Raw genomic sequence first — 16,614 nt, 5'->3', positions numbered from 1 at the left:
GTTTCCTGTTACTTCAGCTTGCTTTGGAGCTCTTCCTTGATCTGCGCCACCGCATCCGTGCCGCTCATGAAGCCCTGAATCGCCGGAGCGATGACATTGAGAGCGGCATCATAGGCGGGCGAGGCAACACCGGTGATCGTGGTTTTCGGATCGAACTCCGCCGCTTCCGCGAGCGACGCATAGGTGGCATTCGGCTGCATCGCCTTGTAGTCACTGCTTTCAGTGATCGATTTATAGGCCGGGATATGACCGGCATCGGCCCAGCTGATGGCGTGTTTTTCCATCCAGCCGATCACTTTCATCACGGCAGCGCGCTTCTCGCCGGAAACGGTCTTGTCACCCTGGTTGGGAATGGCAAAGGCGTGCGAATCCGCCCAGGTGGCGCGTTTGCCCATGAAGGGCGGCACCTCGACCGCGCTCCACTTGAAGCCCAGCTTGCCGTTTTTCTCGAGATCCTTGTAAGTCGGCACTTCCCAGACGCCGTTCAGCTGGAAGGCGGATTTTCCGGCGGAGAAGAGTGCAACGGAGGCCGGATATTCGGCCTGTTCCGGCGCCCAGCCGTTTTCGCGCCATTTCGACATGGTGTCGATCGCTTTTGCGGCTTTCTCGGCATTGTCGCCTGCCAGCACCTCGCCATTGGTAACCAGTTCGCCGCCCTGTTGCGAGAACAATGTATAGAAGACGCGCCAGACACCGGCTTCGCCGCCGGACTGATAGGTGACCGGCGTCTGGACGCCCTTTTCTTTCGCCCAGGCCAGCGCCTTTTCGAAATCATCCATTGACTTGATGCCGGTGAGCTTGCCTTCGGCATCGAGATAGGGCGAGCCTTTGAGAAGATCGGCGTTGTAATAAAGAACAAGCGCGTGAATATCGAAAGGCACGGCATAAAGCTTGCCATCATGAGTGGCCGCCTCGAGCGGCGCACTGAAGAAATCGTCCTTCTTCAGGCCGGCCTCCTCAAGGTCCTTGTCGGTAATCTCGCTCAGCACCTTTTCCTGCAGGGCAAGCGGCGCGCGCGACAGGTGATAGGTCATGACATCGGGGCCCTCCCCGACGGCAGAGGCGGTCCGCACCTTGGTATAGAAGGGCACGCCCCATTCCAGCGTTGTTCCCTTGACCTGGATATCCGGGTGCTCCTTGTTGAAGGCATCGATCAGCGCCTTCATGCGCACGCCGTCACCGCCGGACAGAAAATCCCACCAGACGATATCCTGTTTGGCCAGCGCCGGCAGGGCGGTCAAACCCAGAACCGTGCCCACAAGCAATGTCTTGATCAGTCGCATCGTTCACTCCTCCCGTTTATGTGGAAACACCCCTGGGGGCGGTCTGCTGCATCGAAAGGCGCCTCCTCGCGCCTATCGCAATCTTTTACCGTCGCTATCGAAAACCATGATGTGGTCGGGCGAGGCGCTCAGCAGGACGGACCGGCCATCGAGACTTTCGCGCGAGCCCTGTCGTTGCACGATGATTTCCTTGCCGGAGGTCGCGCGTGTGTAGAGATAGGAAACATCCCCCAGCTCCTCCGCCACCTCGACATTGACAGGCAGGGCGCCCTCCTGCGCGATCGTCAGATGCTCTGGCCGAACGCCGATTTCGACCCGCTGGCCAACGGAAACAGGCTGCGAAAGCCGCGCTTCGAGATGTCTCTGGCCGCCATCGAGTGAAAGCGTCACGACACCATTTCGCTGTTCGACAATCTCCGCCTGCAGGAAGTTCATCGCCGGCGAGCCGATGAAGCCGGCCACGAACCGGTTATCCGGATCGTCATAAAGGGTGAGCGGCGCACCCGCCTGCTGCACGACGCCGCCCTTCAGCACGAAAATCTTGTCCGCAAGCGTCATGGCCTCCACCTGGTCATGCGTGACATAGATCATCGTGGCGCCGAGCTTGCGGTGAAGACGCGTCAGTTCCAGCCGCATCTGGACGCGCAGCTCCGCATCGAGGTTGGACAGCGGCTCATCGAAAAGGAAGACCTTCGGCTGCCGCACGATGGCGCGGCCGATCGCCACGCGCTGCCGCTGCCCGCCCGAAAGCTGCGACGGTTTTTTGTGGAGATGGTCTTCAAGCTGCAGGATGCGCGCAGCTTCGCCCACCCTTTCATTCACCTCGGCTTTCGGCCTGCGGGCAAGCCGCAGGCTGAAAGCCATGTTCTCGAACACGCTGAGATGTGGATAAAGCGCATAGTTCTGGAACACCATGGCGACGCCGCGTTCGGCCGGTTCGACGGCCGTGACATCACGGTCATCAATGGCGATGCGGCCGCCGCTGGTCTCCTCAAGACCGGCGATCATGCGCAGCAGCGTGGATTTGCCACAACCGGAAGGCCCGACAAAGACCGCAAAGCTGCCGGTCGGGATTTCCATCGAGACATCCCGGATCGCTGCGAAGGATCCGAAGGACTTGGCTATATTGTTGAGACGGACACCCATGGCCGCCTCACTGAACCTTCAGCCGCAGCACATGATAGGACAGTGCCGGCACGGAACCCTTCAGCGCCCCATCCTCGACACCAACGCCGCTGCCCGGCACCGGCACGACGCGATCCGGCTGATCCGGACCGTTACCCACGCGCAGGTCATATCCCGCCATGGCAAGATGCAGGTCGAGCGTGGCCGACGAGAACCCGGTGAGGCCGACATTGATATCGGCCGCCTCGGTGAGATGCCGGTTGAGGACGAACAGCGTCACCATGCCTTCGGCTTCATCATAAACACCGGCGACGTCGAGATATTTGACGTCATCGGCCGCGTTGCAATCATACGTCGGGCAATCGACCGCGACATTCAGCGCAACGCCACGGCCATAAAGCGAGGCGAACTGATAGGGGTAATAGATCGTCTGGCGCCAGGCGGGCCCGTTCTTTTCCGCCCGGATGGGAGCGATGACATTGACGAGCTGGGCGATGCAGGCGATGCGCACGCGATCCGAACGGCGGATGAATTCGTTGAGCAGGCCGGCGACAAACAGCGCATCCTCGAAGTTGTAAGTCTCTTCCAGCAGCGCCGGCGCTTCCGGCCAGTCCCAGCTCTTGATGCGTTTGCCGTCGTCTTCGCGGATGTGATACCAGACATTCCATTCGTCAAAGCAGATGGACACGTCGTTCTTGGCGCGCTTCTTCGCCTTCACGTAATCGATGACACCGGCAATGGTCTGGATGTAACGCCCGGTTTCCTCGATCTTGCCGAAATAATTCAGCGTGTCGCGGCTGTTATTGCCGAAATATTTGTGCAGCGAGATGTGATCGACATTCTCGTAGCACTCCTCCAGCACCTCGCGCTCCCATTCGGGATAGGTCGGCATGCCGTCATTGGAACTGCCGCAGACGATCGCTTCAATGGTGGGATCGAAGCCCTTGAAGGCCTTGGCGGTTTCGTTGGCCAGACGGCCATATTCCACTGCCGTTTTGTGGCCGATCTGCCAGGGGCCGTCCATCTCGTTGCCGAGGCACCACATTTTCACGCCGTGCGGCTTTTCGGTGCCGTGGCTGCGGCGCAGATCGCTGAGCGCTGTACCGCCTGGAAAATTCACATATTCGAGAAAGTTGCGGGCATCATCCAGGCCACGGGAACCGAGATTGACGGCAAGCATCATCTCGATGCCGGCCATCTGCGCCCAGTCGGCAAATTCGTTGATGCCGATCTGGTTGGTTTCCTTCGAACGCCAGGCAAGGTCGAGACGGATGGGACGCTGGTCGCGCGGGCCGATACCGTCTTCCCAGCGATAGGCAGACACGAAGTTGCCGCCGGGATAACGGATGGCCGGGATTTTCAGGTCCTGCACGAATTTCAGGACGTCCTTGCGAAAGCCGTTCGCATCCGCCTGCGGATGGCCGGGCTCGTAAATCCCGCCATAGATCGCACGCCCCATATGTTCGATGAAGGCGGAATATAGGCGATCGTCGATACGCCCAATCCGGAAGTCCCGGTGGACTGAAACCCGCGCTTTCATAGGCTCTCCTCCCTGCGCATTTATATCTTAAAATATGATATAAACCATATTTCATAATATAGTTGCCGAGAGAATCCGCGCCTGTCAACCGCTAAAATCATACTTATTAAATTTGCTGGATCAGACGGCCGTTCGCAGACGCAGGACGATGTCCTGATCGTAATTGCCGAAACCGCGGCCGAATATATTCAACCCGCCGGGATGTTTTGCATCGGCCTTGACCTCGATGCGCAACCGGATGGAACGGTGGCTTGCGAGATCAATATCCGCAAGCGTGACATCCGAAATCCGCGTTCCGTCGACATAGGTTCCCTGGGGGGTGATACGCCATGTTTTCAGCATGCCATATTGGGAACCGGACAGTTTCCACCAGTCCGGCGTAAAGACGCCCCGCTTGTCGCCGAAGTCGCCCGGCGAGGTCCAGACACCTATTTCCTTGCCGTTCACGGACAGCGTGATATCGGACGGCCAGTTGCTGTGGGTTCCCGGCACCTCGGAACTCACTTCCATCGAAAACTCGATTTCCTCGACGTTCCGGCCCTGAATCTTGGCATTATTGGGGAACTGATACTCCACGAAACCCGAGGTCAGCCACAGCAGCGCCGTCTTCATGCGGTCCGGATCCATGAATGTGTCGGGCACATCCAGCAGCCCGATGATACCCTCCGGCGAGCAGATGCCGCAGGGTGCAGTGACCGAACTCTGCGTATAAAGACCGAGCGGCATCGCCACTGCAATGTAGTTGGAAGCCGCTGGCGTCTCCGGTTTTCGGAAGGAAACGATAAGCTCGTCGCAGGTGGCGAAGCAAATTTTCTGGCTGCCCTTGCGCGCCTTGCGCGTCTCCGTTCGCAACAACCCCGCCTCTTCGAGAACCGCCACGCCGGCCGATACGGTGGATTGCGGCAGCGCCAGCCTCTGGGCGATCTCGTTGACGTTCAGGCCATTGGCCTCATGCAGCAACTTCAATATCTGCACGCGGATCAGCGACGCGGCCGCCTTCAGCACATCGAATTCTTTTTCAGCATCAACGAGGAGGAAATTGGGCGCCATGGTCTAATCTTCAGATTTATCGATCCAGATCAGAATTTCTGGCTTAAATGCCCTACCCTTGTCCAGTCCTGTTTGTGATAAAGCCGTAGCAGAGGGCGCAAAGCGCCGCCCATCTCGTCGCGATCCTCTCGCGACCAATGAAAAAGCACCGCCACACGGCTGCGAGACCGCGTGGCGGTGCCCTTTTTGTCGTCAACCGCGCTTGCGCAGGGTCCGCGTGCCGGTGTCGACAAGATTCTGCGCCGCCTCATCGACGCTGGCGCGACCGAAGGCTAGCGAATCGGCAATCGGCCGCATCACACCACGGTCGAATTCATTGGCGCCGATCGGGGCGGGTTCCGGATAGGGATCGAGCTTGCCCGACAGGCCCTCAATGTAATCCACCGTCTTGCGCTCGGTCTCGTTGAGGCTTGGCAACACCGCCTCCCGCACCTTCTTCGCCGGTGGCACGCCGCGCTCGACACCGAGAACCTTGCCGGCGTCGACATCGTTGACGAAGAAGTTGATGAACTTCGCCGCCGCTTCCGGATTGGTGGAGGTGGAGGAAATGCACCAGATAAGGCCCGGCCGGTAATAGTGTCCCGTCGGCTTACCCTCCCCCTCACCGGGCAGCATGCCGATGGACAGCGTTTTCTTGTTGAGCGCCTGGTAACCCACAAGCTGGTTGGAATAGGCAAAACCGATGGCCGAATTGCCAAGCGTCAGCGCGTTGGATTCGATGGTATTGTCGTCACGCGTCTGGATATCGGCGGAAACGCAGAGCTTGTCCTCGCGCAGCTTCTCCCAATAGGCGAACCATTCCTTGGCGTCTTCCTTGTTGAAACCGATGGTGCCATCCTGGAACAGGAGTTTGCCACGCTGGCGCAGCCAGACGTCGAAAACATAATGATACCGCGCGCCATAGGGCACCGCCCAGTAGTTTCTTTTTGCCGGGCCATTCTTCTTGAAATCCCGCGCCAGTTCCGCCAGCGCCGTCCAGGTGATCTGCCCCGCCGGCATGGAAACGCCCGCTTCCTTCAGCGCCTCGGCATCATACATCATGCAGAAGGAGTTGAGCCCGAGGCCAACGCCATAAAGCTTGCCATCGATACGGCAAAGATCGATCTCGCTTTTGCCGAAGTTGGAAAGATCAAGCGCCGAGCCGACGAACTGGTCGAGTTCCATGCAGGCGCCGCGACCGGAATAATCGGCAATCGTGGAAGGCTCGAGCTGGAAGATATCGGCGACATTGCGCCCGGCCATGGAGGTCGCAAGCTTGGTCCAGTAGTCAGAACCGGCAATCATCTCGCCGCTCACCACCGTTTGCGGATCGGCCTTCTGGTAAAGCGAAATCACCTCATTGGTGCGCTTGTTGCGATCCGCTGAGCCCCACCATACGCAACGAAGGCGGGTTTCCGCCGCCATAGCGCGAAAACCACCCGCCGCAGCCCCCAGGCTGGCCAGCGCCGCCGTCACCAGAAATCCACGTCTATCGATCATTTGCATCTGCTCCTCCCGCGTTTTGCAAATTTTTCAGATTCCACTTAAATTCTTGCAAATTTTCTTAGTTTGCAATATTTGCATCAAATTAGATTTTTTTGCAAGCGCAGGAGACGATATGAACGATACGCCCGACATCAGCCGCCCGCGCCAGTCGGATATCGCCCAGCGCGCCGGTGTCTCCATCAGCACGGTTTCTCGCGTTCTAGCGGGGGAAAAGGGCATCAGCGCTTCGATCCAGACAAAGGTGCTGGGTGTGGCCGCCGAGCTTGGTTATCCGTTGCGCCCGACCGGAAACCAGGCGAGCGGCGTGACGCTGGAGGGCAAAAAAATTCTTGCGCTGATGGCTGCGGAAAGAGCGACCGGCGACATCGGTGCCTTCTATCACGATATTTTCGACACGCTGCGCAGCCTTGCCCAGACAGATGGCTTCGAACTCGATATCCGGCTCCTGCACCAGAAGCAGATCGACGAGGCGCTCACGCAGCGCGTCTGCGAAGTAGACGGCCTTCTCGCCATCGGTCTCGACCCCGAAGACGAAATCATTCACCGCATCACGCAGGGTGTGGTGCAGCCGGTTCTGGTCAACAGCGCCGATCCTGCGATGCTGCTGGACTGCATTTCACCCTCCAACTTTTACGGCGGCGCGATGGCGGCGCGGCGGCTTCTGGAACTCGGCCACCGCAAGGTCGCCTATATTGGCCCGCATCATCGCCACACCATCCGGGAGCGCATGCGCGGTTTCCGGCAAACGATCGAGGAAGAGGGAGCCACCTATGAAGAATGCCTGCTTTCAACGGTGGAGAGTGGCTTCGGACAGGCCGGCGATGCGGTTCGCCAGTTGCTCGCCAAGAGCCCTGGGACAACAGGCATTTTCTGCATGAACGACGCGATTGCGCTCGGCGCGCTGGGTGCTGCGCAGGAGCTTGGCCTTGCCGTGCCGGACGATCTTTCCATCATCGGCTTCGACGACCTGCCCTTTGCCGAACTCTCCACCCCGAGGCTCAGCACGATCAGGGTTGATCGCCGTGAAATTGCCCGCGAAGCGGTGGAGCTGCTGCGGCGCCGGATGACGGAACCTTCCGCCAATGCCCGACACATACAGCTCGGCGTGCAGCTAGTGGAAGGGCAGACCGCCGGACAGGCAAAAAACACCGGAAAGGCAGCAGGCGATGCATGACAAAATGCATGACACGGGGAACAGAAGCGATATGGCAAGATTTAACCCGTTGCATGGCAATCCGCTCAAGAGCCGCGCCGATGTCCGGCGCGCACTCGACGACAGTTTCGCGCCGCTGCTCCCCTATTTTTCACCGGGCGGAGCAAGAGTGGCACTAAGCGGCACCGCCGCGCATTTCGACCGGGCCGCAGCCGATCTCGAAGGTTTCGCCCGGCCGCTCTGGGGCATCGCGCCGCTTGCGTTGAGCGGCGATACATTCGCCCATTGGCCACTTCTGGCAAAGGGAATCGCCAACGGCACCGACCCCGCCCACCCCGATTATTGGGGCGATGTGCGCCAGAAAGATCAACGGCTGGTCGAGCTTGCAGCAATTGGTTTTGCGCTGCGGCTTGCGCCGCAACACCTCTGGGAGCCGCTGTCCGACGCGCAGAAGGAGAATGTCAGCCGCTATCTGTTGGCGGCACGTGAGCGCAATTATGCCGACAATAACTGGAAGTTCTTCCGGGTGATGGTCGACATGGCGCTCGACCATCTCGGTATCGGTTTCGACCGCAGCCTGACCGAGACATTCCAGAGGGAATTGGACGATTTCTATATTGCCGATGGCTGGTATCGCGACGGCAACTATCGCCGTATCGATCACTATATCGCCTTCGCCATGCATTTTTACGGCCTGATCTATGCCAGGCTCAGCAAGCCTGACGATGCCTATGCCAAGCGTTATCGCGAGCGTGCCCGCCTCTTCGCAAGCGATTTCGCCAGCTGGTTCGATGAGGATGGCGGCGCGCTGGCCTTCGGTCGTTCCATGACCTATCGTTTCGCCTGCGGCGGCTTCTGGGCCGGCCTTGCCTTTGCCGATGAGGAAGCACTGCCTTGGGGCGAGATCAAGGGGCTTTATCTCAGCCATCTGCGCTGGTGGGCGGAAAAGCCGATTGCGGATCGCGACGGTGTGCTCTCCATCGGTTACGCCTATCCGCAGCTGACCATGTCGGAAAGCTACAATTCGGCCGGTTCGCCCTATTGGGCCTTCAAGGCCTTTCTGCCGCTGGCTTTACCGGAGAGCCACCCCTTCTGGCAGGCGCAGGAGACATTGCCCAAGGTATCCACCAACCCGCATCCACTCGTCCATCCCGGCATGGTGATGATGCGGGCGAAGGGCAACGTCACCGCGCTTTCGAGCGGCCAGGAAAACCTCGCCATGCGCGGCGGGCCCGAGAAATACGCCAAATTCGCCTATTCCTCCCGTTACGGCTTTGGCGTCGAGGTGGACGAGCGCGGCTTCAGGACCAATGGTTTTGACAATATGCTGGCCTTCTCCGACGACGGCCTGCATTACCGCGTGCGGGAGACCAACCGGAAGGTTCTGATGGCCGGGGCAAATCTGCGCGCGACGTGGAAGCCATTCCCGGATGTGACGGTTGAAACGACACTGGTTGCGGCCGAAAACTGGCATGTCAGGCTGCACCGTATCACCTCCGCGCGTGCTCTTGCCGTTGCCGAAGGCGGCTTTGCGATCAACCGCAACGATGGCGAACGCGATGTCGTCAGCGAAACAGGTGGAAAAGCGACGGCCGATTGCGGCACCGACATATCCGCCATCGTCGATCTCGGCTCGACGATAAGCCGTCACGGCGTGGCGCTGAAGGCGCTGCCCAATACCAATCTCATCAACGCCAAAACAACCGTGCCGCAATTGCGCGGCGAGATTCCGGCTGGCGAAACCATGCTCGCCTGCGCCGTCTTTGCGGGCGTGGCGGGAGCAGAGAGTGAACGGGCGCTTGCCGCCGTTCCCGCATGCCCGGACCTTGAGGCGCTAGACCGCCTGTTTGCGGATAGGGGCGTTCCCGTCAGCGCCATGGCGGGAGAACCGCAATGACGAGCCCGCTTCCGCGTCTCAGCCTTGCCATGGACCCGGAGCGGACGCAGCACGTGCTGACACATCAGGCGCTCGAGAGGTTGTCGCACAGCGTTGAAATCCTCGATATGGCCCGGATCTGCGATTTTCACGATCCATCCGTGCAGGACCGGCTGGAGCGCACGGATATTCTCCTGACCGGCTGGGGTTGTCCTGAGATAGGCGCAAGGGAACTGGCACGGATGCCACGACTGAAGCTGATCTCCCATGCCGCCGGCACGGTCAAATATTTCCTGTCGCAAGCGGTCTTCGAACGCGGCATCACCGTGTGCAGCGCGGCGGAGGCAAATGCGCAGCCGGTCGCCGAATTTACGCTGGCGATGATCCTGCTGGCTGGCAAACGCGCCTTCGGCTTCAGGCGCCTCTACAAAAATGATCGCGGGCGGAGCAATGTCGAACGACTGCAATCCGAGCCTATCGGAAATCTTGGCCTTACGGTCGGCATCGTTGGGGCGTCGCGGATCGGACGGCGCGTCATCGCGCTTCTGCGCCCCTTCGATCTCGATCTTGTTCTCTTTGACCCTTTTCTAAACCCGGCGGAGGCGGAACGGCTCGGCGTGCGCCTCGTGTCGCTCGATAGGCTGATGGCGATAAGCGATGTCATATCCCTGCATGCGCCCTCCCTGCCGCAAACGCGGCATATGATCGGCGCGCAGGAACTCGCCCGGATGAAGGATGGCGCGACACTCATCAACACGGCACGCGGCGCGCTGGTGGATGAAAATGCGCTTCTGAGCGAACTGAAGACCGGCCGCATCGAAGCCGTCATCGACGTAACCGATCCGGAAGTGCCGCCGCCGGATTCGCTGTTCTACAGCCTACCGAATGTATTTCTGACACCGCATATCGCCGGCGCCACCGGTCTGGAGCGCGCCAGGCTGGGCGACATGGCAATCGCGGAAATCGAACGCTTCTGTCAGGGCGCGGCGCTTGAACAGCAGGTACGGCCGGAACATCTGGAACTAATTGCATGAGAATTTTCGAGCCGGGCCTCTGCTCCGTCACCTTCCGCTCTCTGTCGCCGCAGGCCGTCATCGACCTTGCCGTCGCAAACGGCATCAGGGCAATCGAATGGGGCGCGGATATCCACGTTCCCGCCGGCGACCTCGAAAATGCAAGGGATGTGGCCGAGCGGACCGCTAAAGCGGGCCTCGCCGTCTCCTCCTACGGCTCCTACATCTTCGCGCCGGATTTTACGCGGGAAAATCTGACCGCCGTGCTGGGAACCGCAAAAGCGCTCGGCACCGACCATATCCGCATCTGGCCGGGCCAACGTAAAAGGCCTTCCACGGACTACTCTCCCGCCGAGCGCCGCACGGCCACCGAGGCGCTGGCAGAGATCGCCCGCCACGCGCAGGATTACGACATGACGATCGGCCTCGAATATCACCCCAATTCACTGACGGACACCCTGCCCTCGGCCCTGCAACTGGCGCAGGATTTGACCCTGTCCAACCTCTTTTTCTACTGGCAGCCGGCACCCGGCCTGCCGCTCGAAAAGGCTCTCGCTGAAATATCGAAAATCGGCTCACGCATCTGCCATCTGCACATCTTTGCATGGCTTGCCGACACCAGCCGTCTGCCGCTTGCCGACCGAGTGGATTATTGGCAGTCGTGTGTCGAGGCCATGCCGGAGAGCGAATGGACGAAACCGGCTTATGCGATGCTGGAATTCATAAAAGGTGACGATGTCGGCCAGTTTGCGGAAGATGCGGCGACGCTAAGCGAGATACTCGCCGGCCACAGAGTGGCCGATTAGTGCACGATTGCAACCTCACACGCGACGTCATCCTCGGCCCTGTGCCGAGGAACTAATCACGTTGAACAAAATCAACAGGTTGCAGATCCTCGGGACAAGCCCGAGGATGACGAACGCAAGCTTTGCGGACTTCGTTAGCCGCCCTATGGTGAGACAGCTCCCACCCACTCATTCTCATATCCGCCGTCCATCCGCCCCGAACAGATGTGTCTTCGCCAGATCGAACGCAAAAGGAATGGTCTCGCCGATGCGAATGTGGCGCTGGCCGTCCAGAAGCACGGTGGCGGGCTGACCATCGGGTGTACTGGTGTAAACCACCGTCGAGCCGCCGAGATGTTCCACGAGCTGGATCGACGCTTCACCGAGCGAGGATTGCGCCTGCGGGTTGACGTGTTCGGGGCGCACGCCGAAGGTCAGAGGTTCGCCCTGCTGAGCCGCGACCGGTTTTTCCAGCACGATTCGCTGACCGGCCACCTCTATGGTGCGGTTAGAACCGTCGCCTGAAACCACTTTGGCGGAGAGGAAGTTCATCTTCGGCGAGCCGATGAAGCCGGCCACGAACTGGTTGGCCGGATTGTTGTAGAGATCGAGCGGGCGGCCGACCTGCATGATGCGGCCGTCGCGCAGGACGACGATCTTGTCAGCCATGGTCATGGCCTCCACCTGGTCGTGCGTTACATAGATCATGGTGCTGCCGAGCGTCTGGTGTAGCTTGGCGATTTCAACGCGCATCTGCACGCGCAGTTCGGCATCGAGGTTGGACAGAGGCTCATCGAACAGGAAGATTTTCGGCTCGCGCACGATGGCGCGGCCGATGGCGACGCGCTGGCGCTGGCCGCCGGAAAGCGCCTTCGGCTTGCGCTGCAACAACGGGCCGATCTGCAGGATATCGGCGGCTTTCTGCACCCGTGCCTCGACTTCCGGTTTCTTGTAACCCGCCGTTTCCAGCCCGAAAGCGAGGTTTTTGTAAACGCTCATATGCGGATAGAGCGCATAGGACTGGAAAACCATGGCAATGCCGCGCTTGGAGGCGGCTGTTTCGTTCACCCTTTCGCCATCGATGCGAAGATCACCCTCGGAGATTTCTTCGAGACCGGCGATCATGCGCAGAAGCGTGGATTTGCCGCAGCCCGAAGGGCCGACGAACACCGTGAATTCACCCGGCTCGATCTTGAGATCGATACCGTGAACGACCGGAAAAGCGCCGAACCGCTTGACGATTTTTTCCAGAGTAATGCTGCTTGCCATGCTGTTTCTCCCGACTGTCGCGCCGCGCAAAGGGCAGCCGCGACAGTGTTGATGGTCTTATAAAATGCGTTCTCGGTCCGGCTTCCCCGGTTCAGCGTTTCATTCCGGTCGTGGCGATGCCTTCGATCAGCAGCCGCTGGAAAAACAGGAAGAACAGGAAGACCGGCACCAGCGACAGGTTGGACATGGCGAAAAGCGAGGTCCAGTCCGAGCTGCCGGTGGAATCCACGAAGGATCTGAGGCCAAGCTGCACGGTGTAAGTGTTGATGTCATTCAGATAGATCAGCGGGCCAAAGAAATCGTCCCAGGTCCAGATGAAGGAAAAGATGGCGGCCGTGGCCAGTACCGGCAGCGAGAGGGGCAGCATGATCTTCCAGTAGATGCGGAAGGGCGAGCAGCCATCCATGACAGCCGCCTCGTCCAGTTCACGCGGAATGCCGCGGAAGAACTGCACCATCAGGAAGATGAAGAAGGCGTCCGTCGCGAGGTACTTCGGTACGATCAGCGGCAGCGAGGTGTTCACCCAGCCCATTTCCAGAAACAGGATATATTGCGGAATGAGCACGACATGATAGGGCAACATCAGGGTGCCGAGCATCAGCGCGAACCAGAAATTGCGCCCACCGAACCGAAGCCTTGCAAAAGCAAAGGCGGTGAGCGAGCAGCCGACCACATTGCCAATGGTAGCGAGCACCGAGATGAAGAAGGAGTTCCAGAAGAACTGCCCGAAGCTCACCTGTAGCCCCGTCCAGCCTCTGATATAACCGCCGACATCGACTGCCGAGGGGATAAGCGACGACGAGCCGAACAACTCGTCCTGCGGCCGGAAGGAGCCTGAAATCATCCACAGGATCGGGTAGAGCATCGCAAAGGAGGCGATGATCAGCGCCGTGTGGAGCATCACCGATTTCAGCGGCGAGCGTTGCGGGCCTTGTCCCGGCCGGGGAGCGGTAACAGCGTCAGTCATCGTAATGCACCCAGTATTTCGCGCTGAGGAACGAGAAGGCCGTGAACAGCGAGATGATGATCACCAAAATCCAGGCAAGTGCGGAAGCATAGCCCATGCGGAAGAAACCGAAGGCTTCCTGATAGAGATAGAGCGTGTAGAACAGCGTCGAATTGATCGGCCCGCCGGTGCCTTCGGAGATGATGAAGGCGGGGGTGAAAGCCTTGAAGGCATCGATCGTCTGGATCACCGCGTTGAAGAAGATCACCGGGGTCAAAAGCGGCAGGGTAATGCGGAAGAACTGCCGCACCTTGCTGGCACCATCTATTTCGGCAGCCTCATACATATCCTGCGGAATTTGTCTAAGGCCAGCGAGGAAGATGATCATCGGCGAGCCGAACTGCCAGACGGACAGGATGACCAGCGTGTAGATCGAATAATCCGGATTGGAAATCCAGCTTGGCCCTTCATAACCGAAAGCCTGCCACAGGATCATGTTGACAAGACCATCCGACGCAAAAAGCTGGCGCCAGAGAACGGCGATCGCCACGCTGGAACCGAGCAGCGACGGCAGGTAAAAAATCGCCCGGTAAAGCGTAAGACCACGGATGCCGCGATTAAAGGCAAGCGCCACCAGCAGCGCGAAGATCAGCTTCAGCGGCACCGAAAGCAGCACATAGGTAAAAGTCACCTGCATGGCCGCGGCGAATTTTGGGTCGGCGGTGGCGATGCGCACATAATTGGCCGCCCCCACCCAGTCCGGCGACTGCAACAGGTCGTAATTGGTGAAAGACAGATAAAGCGACGCAAGCGCCGGGCCCAGCGTGAGGCCGAAAAAGCCGATAAGCCAGGGCAGGAGAAACAGGTAGGCGTGAATGTTGCGGTCAAACATCCGCCTCATGCCGCCCCGCTTCGGGAGAGCCGCGCCACGGCTCTCCCCCACAAGAGTTTCAGATCGAAAGGCCATAAACCATCACTTCCGTTTGATAACGGTTTCGGATTCCTTGACGAGGCGGTCACCGCCCTCTTCCGGCGAAATCTTGCCGAAACCGACTTCTTCCGCCGTGCGTTTCAGGACGAAGGCGAACTCGCCCGCACCCGGAGGCGGCGCCGGCGGCAGATCGCCGACGCCGGGGGTAATCTCGGCAATATAGTCCACCATGATCTTGCTGACCTCGTCGAGCTTGCTGCTCAGGGCGTTGCGCATGGATTCCGAGGCCGGAACGCCGCGCTCGACACCGAGAATATCGATGCCCTCAGGTTCGGCGACGAGGAAGTTGATGAAACCAACCGCCTGCTCGATGCCTGCACTGCCATTGGCGACGCTGATGAGCATGGAGGGCTTCAGATAATGGCCGGAAGGCCCATCCTTCTTGCTCTTCGGATAGGAGCTTATCGCAAGCTTGGACTTGTTGAGCTTCTGATAACCGACGAACTGGTTGGAATGGGCAAAAGCGGTAGCCGCCTTGCCAGTCGTCAAAGGGTTGGTTTCGATATTGAGCTGGTCCAGCGCCTGCACATCGGCCGGCACGCAGGCGCCGCTCTTGCGCAGGTCGGCCCACAGGGAGAACCACTTGGTCGCGTCAGTAGGATCGAAGCCGATGGCGCCATCCTGCGTATAAAGCGACTTGCCGTTCTGGCGCAGCCAGTTTTCGAAGCTCGGTTCCACGCCGCTCGCATCGGCCGTGGCATAATAACCGGGTTTCGGCTTGTTCTTGCTGAGCTTGGCGGCGTTTTCGGCGAACTCCTCCCAGGTCTGCCCGGTCGCCGGCGGTGTGGCGCCGGATTTTTCCCATGCCGCCCTGTCAAAGAAGACAGCGCTGGAATTGACCCCGAGATTGATGCCGTAAAGCTTGCCATCGACCCTGCCGGAATCGATGTTCATCTTGCCGAAATCCTCGATTTTCAGGCCCTTGCCGATATAATCGTCCAGCGGCGCAAGCGCGCCGCGACGGCCATATTCGAAGATATAGCGATAATCCATCTGGATCAGATCGGGCGCATTGCGGCCCGCCACCTGCGTGGCAAGGCGCGGCCAGTAATCGCTCCAGCCGGCAAATTCGCCGGCAATGTCGAGATCGGGCTTCACCTGCTTATAGGCCGATATCGCCTTGTTGGTGCGATCGGCACGCTCCTGCGACCCCCACCACAACATGCGAAGGCGCGCGGCCTGCGCCTGCGCTGACCCTCCTCCCAATGTTGCGAGCGACAGGGCCGCAAGCCCCGTCGAAAGCACAGTTCTCCTCTTAAGCATCATGGGCATTGGCAACTCCTCCCTATTGACTGCCAATTGATGATGAACGTAAACGACACTTGCCGTTTTATAACTAATTGGTTACATGGGAACACCGATCACCAACATTGTCAAGCGGGTGCTGAAATGGAAAAAACGACAAAAAACCAGCCACTCGATGCGGCCCCGGAAGAAACGCTGCCGCCCAAGCGCAAACGCGCGACGACACAGGTACGGAACCCTGAAAGAACCCGGGCCGCGATCCTTGAAGCGGCCCGCCGCGAAGTGGCAGCGAAAGGTCTGGCCGGCGCTCGAATCGATGTCGTCGCCCGCCGCGCCGGCACCAACAAGCGGATGATCTATCATTATTTCGGCGACAAGGATGCGCTTTATCTTGCCGTTCTGGAGGATGCCTATCGCCATATCCGCCACACCGAAAGACGTCTGGACCTGACGCGCAACCCCCCAGCGGAAGGGTTGCGGGAGCTTGCACTTTTCACATGGCATTATTTCCTGGACCATCCCGAATTCTTGAGCATTCTCGCCACGGAAAACCTCAATAAAGCCCGCTATCTCAGGCAATCCCCGACAATTGCCGCGATGCATTCGAATTTCATTTCGGAGCTTGAAGACGTGCTGCGGCGTGGCAGCGACGCAGGCGAATTCCGCGACGGGCTGGATCCGATCGACGTCTATCTGACCATCGCTTCACTCGGCGCCTTTTACCTGTCGAACCGGTTCACGCTGTCCACCATCTTCCAGCGCGACCTGACCGACCCGGCCGAACTGGAACGCTGGGGCCAGCACATCGTCAGCACCCTGCTTGCTGCGGTGCGGCCGGTATGATCCGGCCAAA

14 protein-coding genes are annotated in these 16,614 nt (G+C 59.5%); 5 read left to right on the top strand and 9 right to left on the bottom strand.

Annotated features, from left to right (window positions below):
• Positions 1–8: 8 nt before the first annotated feature.
• The 5 genes from GSF67_RS22865 to GSF67_RS22845 all read right to left on the bottom strand — a co-directional run bounded on the left by GSF67_RS22865 (position 9) and on the right by GSF67_RS22845 (position 6,483).
• The gene (locus GSF67_RS22865; RefSeq protein WP_006311910.1) at positions 9–1,283 is read right to left on the bottom strand and encodes an extracellular solute-binding protein; all 1,275 of its coding nucleotides are present in this window, start codon (positions 1,281–1,283) and stop codon (positions 9–11) included.
• A gap of 72 nt (positions 1,284–1,355) precedes the next feature.
• Complete coding sequence (locus GSF67_RS22860) at positions 1,356–2,429, bottom strand: ABC transporter ATP-binding protein (protein WP_006311909.1); 1,074 nt, start codon at positions 2,427–2,429, stop codon at positions 1,356–1,358.
• Between the two features lie 7 nt (positions 2,430–2,436).
• Entirely contained in the window at positions 2,437–3,948 is a 1,512-nt protein-coding gene (locus GSF67_RS22855; protein ID WP_006311908.1) for an alpha-N-arabinofuranosidase, read from the bottom strand.
• A gap of 120 nt (positions 3,949–4,068) precedes the next feature.
• Positions 4,069–4,998, bottom strand: coding sequence for a transcriptional regulator (locus GSF67_RS22850; RefSeq protein WP_006311907.1), 930 nt, complete (start codon positions 4,996–4,998; stop codon positions 4,069–4,071).
• A gap of 192 nt (positions 4,999–5,190) precedes the next feature.
• Positions 5,191–6,483, bottom strand: coding sequence for an ABC transporter substrate-binding protein (locus GSF67_RS22845; RefSeq protein ID WP_035214967.1), 1,293 nt, complete (start codon positions 6,481–6,483; stop codon positions 5,191–5,193).
• Positions 6,484–6,595: 112 nt separating this feature from the next.
• Here GSF67_RS22845 and GSF67_RS22840 point away from each other — a divergent pair, with 112 nt between their 5' ends.
• Genes GSF67_RS22840 through GSF67_RS22825 form a run of 4 tightly spaced genes read left to right on the top strand, consistent with a single transcriptional unit; the run spans position 6,596 to position 11,331 of the window.
• Positions 6,596–7,657: a LacI family DNA-binding transcriptional regulator gene (locus GSF67_RS22840; protein WP_006311904.1), complete on the top strand. Its 1,062-nt coding sequence runs from the start codon at positions 6,596–6,598 to the stop codon at positions 7,655–7,657.
• Positions 7,658–7,661: 4 nt separating this feature from the next.
• A complete protein-coding gene (locus GSF67_RS22835) occupies positions 7,662–9,533 on the top strand; it encodes a DUF2264 domain-containing protein (RefSeq protein WP_035214993.1) in 1,872 nt (623 codons plus the stop codon).
• The gene (locus GSF67_RS22830) at positions 9,530–10,546 is read left to right on the top strand and encodes a hydroxyacid dehydrogenase (protein ID WP_006311902.1); all 1,017 of its coding nucleotides are present in this window, start codon (positions 9,530–9,532) and stop codon (positions 10,544–10,546) included. Before GSF67_RS22835 ends, GSF67_RS22830 begins: the two co-directional genes overlap by 4 nt.
• Positions 10,543–11,331, top strand: a complete 789-nt coding sequence (locus GSF67_RS22825) for a sugar phosphate isomerase/epimerase (RefSeq protein WP_006311901.1) — start codon at positions 10,543–10,545, stop codon at positions 11,329–11,331. Before GSF67_RS22830 ends, GSF67_RS22825 begins: the two co-directional genes overlap by 4 nt.
• Before the next feature lie 174 nt (positions 11,332–11,505).
• Here GSF67_RS22825 and GSF67_RS22820 read toward each other — a convergent pair whose 3' ends face one another.
• The 4 genes from GSF67_RS22820 to GSF67_RS22805 all read right to left on the bottom strand — a co-directional run bounded on the left by GSF67_RS22820 (position 11,506) and on the right by GSF67_RS22805 (position 15,788).
• Positions 11,506–12,579, bottom strand: a complete 1,074-nt coding sequence (locus GSF67_RS22820) for an ABC transporter ATP-binding protein (protein WP_006311900.1) — start codon at positions 12,577–12,579, stop codon at positions 11,506–11,508.
• A 91-nt stretch (positions 12,580–12,670) separates the two neighbouring features.
• Positions 12,671–13,546, bottom strand: coding sequence for a carbohydrate ABC transporter permease (locus tag GSF67_RS22815; protein WP_004444935.1), 876 nt, complete (start codon positions 13,544–13,546; stop codon positions 12,671–12,673).
• On the bottom strand, positions 13,539–14,426 hold the full coding sequence (locus tag GSF67_RS22810; protein WP_010972768.1) for a carbohydrate ABC transporter permease: 888 nt from the start codon (positions 14,424–14,426) through the stop codon (positions 13,539–13,541). The genes GSF67_RS22815 and GSF67_RS22810 overlap by 8 nt, the downstream gene beginning before the upstream one ends.
• Before the next feature lie 72 nt (positions 14,427–14,498).
• Positions 14,499–15,788 carry an ABC transporter substrate-binding protein gene (locus GSF67_RS22805; protein ID WP_006311888.1) on the bottom strand — a complete coding sequence of 430 codons (1,290 nt, stop codon included), beginning with the start codon at positions 15,786–15,788 and terminating at the stop codon, positions 14,499–14,501.
• 117 nt (positions 15,789–15,905) lie between these two features.
• Here GSF67_RS22805 and GSF67_RS22800 point away from each other — a divergent pair, with 117 nt between their 5' ends.
• Complete coding sequence (locus tag GSF67_RS22800) at positions 15,906–16,604, top strand: TetR/AcrR family transcriptional regulator (RefSeq protein ID WP_006311887.1); 699 nt, start codon at positions 15,906–15,908, stop codon at positions 16,602–16,604.
• Positions 16,605–16,614: the final 10 nt, after the last annotated feature.

The organism is Agrobacterium sp. CGMCC 11546 (assembly GCF_013365515.1).
Classification (GTDB): Bacteria; Pseudomonadota; Alphaproteobacteria; order Rhizobiales; family Rhizobiaceae; genus Agrobacterium; species Agrobacterium fabrum.
The sequence above is the reverse complement of the archived record's forward strand: the minus strand, read 5'-3'. Positions and strand labels throughout refer to the sequence as shown.

What these genes read in the sequence shown, in the direction of transcription:
- GSF67_RS22830 (WP_006311902.1), top strand. Translation starts at nt 9,530, where the DNA reads ATGACGAGCCCGCTTCCGCGTCTCAGCCTTGCCATGGACCCGGAGCGG.
- GSF67_RS22800 (WP_006311887.1), top strand. Translation starts at nt 15,906, where the DNA reads ATGGAAAAAACGACAAAAAACCAGCCACTCGATGCGGCCCCGGAAGAA.
- GSF67_RS22840 (WP_006311904.1), top strand. Translation starts at nt 6,596, where the DNA reads ATGAACGATACGCCCGACATCAGCCGCCCGCGCCAGTCGGATATCGCC.
- GSF67_RS22860 (WP_006311909.1), bottom strand. Translation starts at nt 2,429, where the DNA reads ATGGGTGTCCGTCTCAACAATATAGCCAAGTCCTTCGGATCCTTCGCA.
- GSF67_RS22820 (WP_006311900.1), bottom strand. Translation starts at nt 12,579, where the DNA reads ATGGCAAGCAGCATTACTCTGGAAAAAATCGTCAAGCGGTTCGGCGCT.
- GSF67_RS22810 (WP_010972768.1), bottom strand. Translation starts at nt 14,426, where the DNA reads ATGAGGCGGATGTTTGACCGCAACATTCACGCCTACCTGTTTCTCCTG.
- GSF67_RS22845 (WP_035214967.1), bottom strand. Translation starts at nt 6,483, where the DNA reads ATGCAAATGATCGATAGACGTGGATTTCTGGTGACGGCGGCGCTGGCC.
- GSF67_RS22815 (WP_004444935.1), bottom strand. Translation starts at nt 13,546, where the DNA reads ATGACTGACGCTGTTACCGCTCCCCGGCCGGGACAAGGCCCGCAACGC.
- GSF67_RS22865 (WP_006311910.1), bottom strand. Translation starts at nt 1,283, where the DNA reads ATGCGACTGATCAAGACATTGCTTGTGGGCACGGTTCTGGGTTTGACC.
- GSF67_RS22825 (WP_006311901.1), top strand. Translation starts at nt 10,543, where the DNA reads ATGAGAATTTTCGAGCCGGGCCTCTGCTCCGTCACCTTCCGCTCTCTG.
- GSF67_RS22855 (WP_006311908.1), bottom strand. Translation starts at nt 3,948, where the DNA reads ATGAAAGCGCGGGTTTCAGTCCACCGGGACTTCCGGATTGGGCGTATC.
- GSF67_RS22835 (WP_035214993.1), top strand. Translation starts at nt 7,662, where the DNA reads ATGCATGACACGGGGAACAGAAGCGATATGGCAAGATTTAACCCGTTG.
- GSF67_RS22850 (WP_006311907.1), bottom strand. Translation starts at nt 4,998, where the DNA reads ATGGCGCCCAATTTCCTCCTCGTTGATGCTGAAAAAGAATTCGATGTG.
- GSF67_RS22805 (WP_006311888.1), bottom strand. Translation starts at nt 15,788, where the DNA reads ATGCCCATGATGCTTAAGAGGAGAACTGTGCTTTCGACGGGGCTTGCG.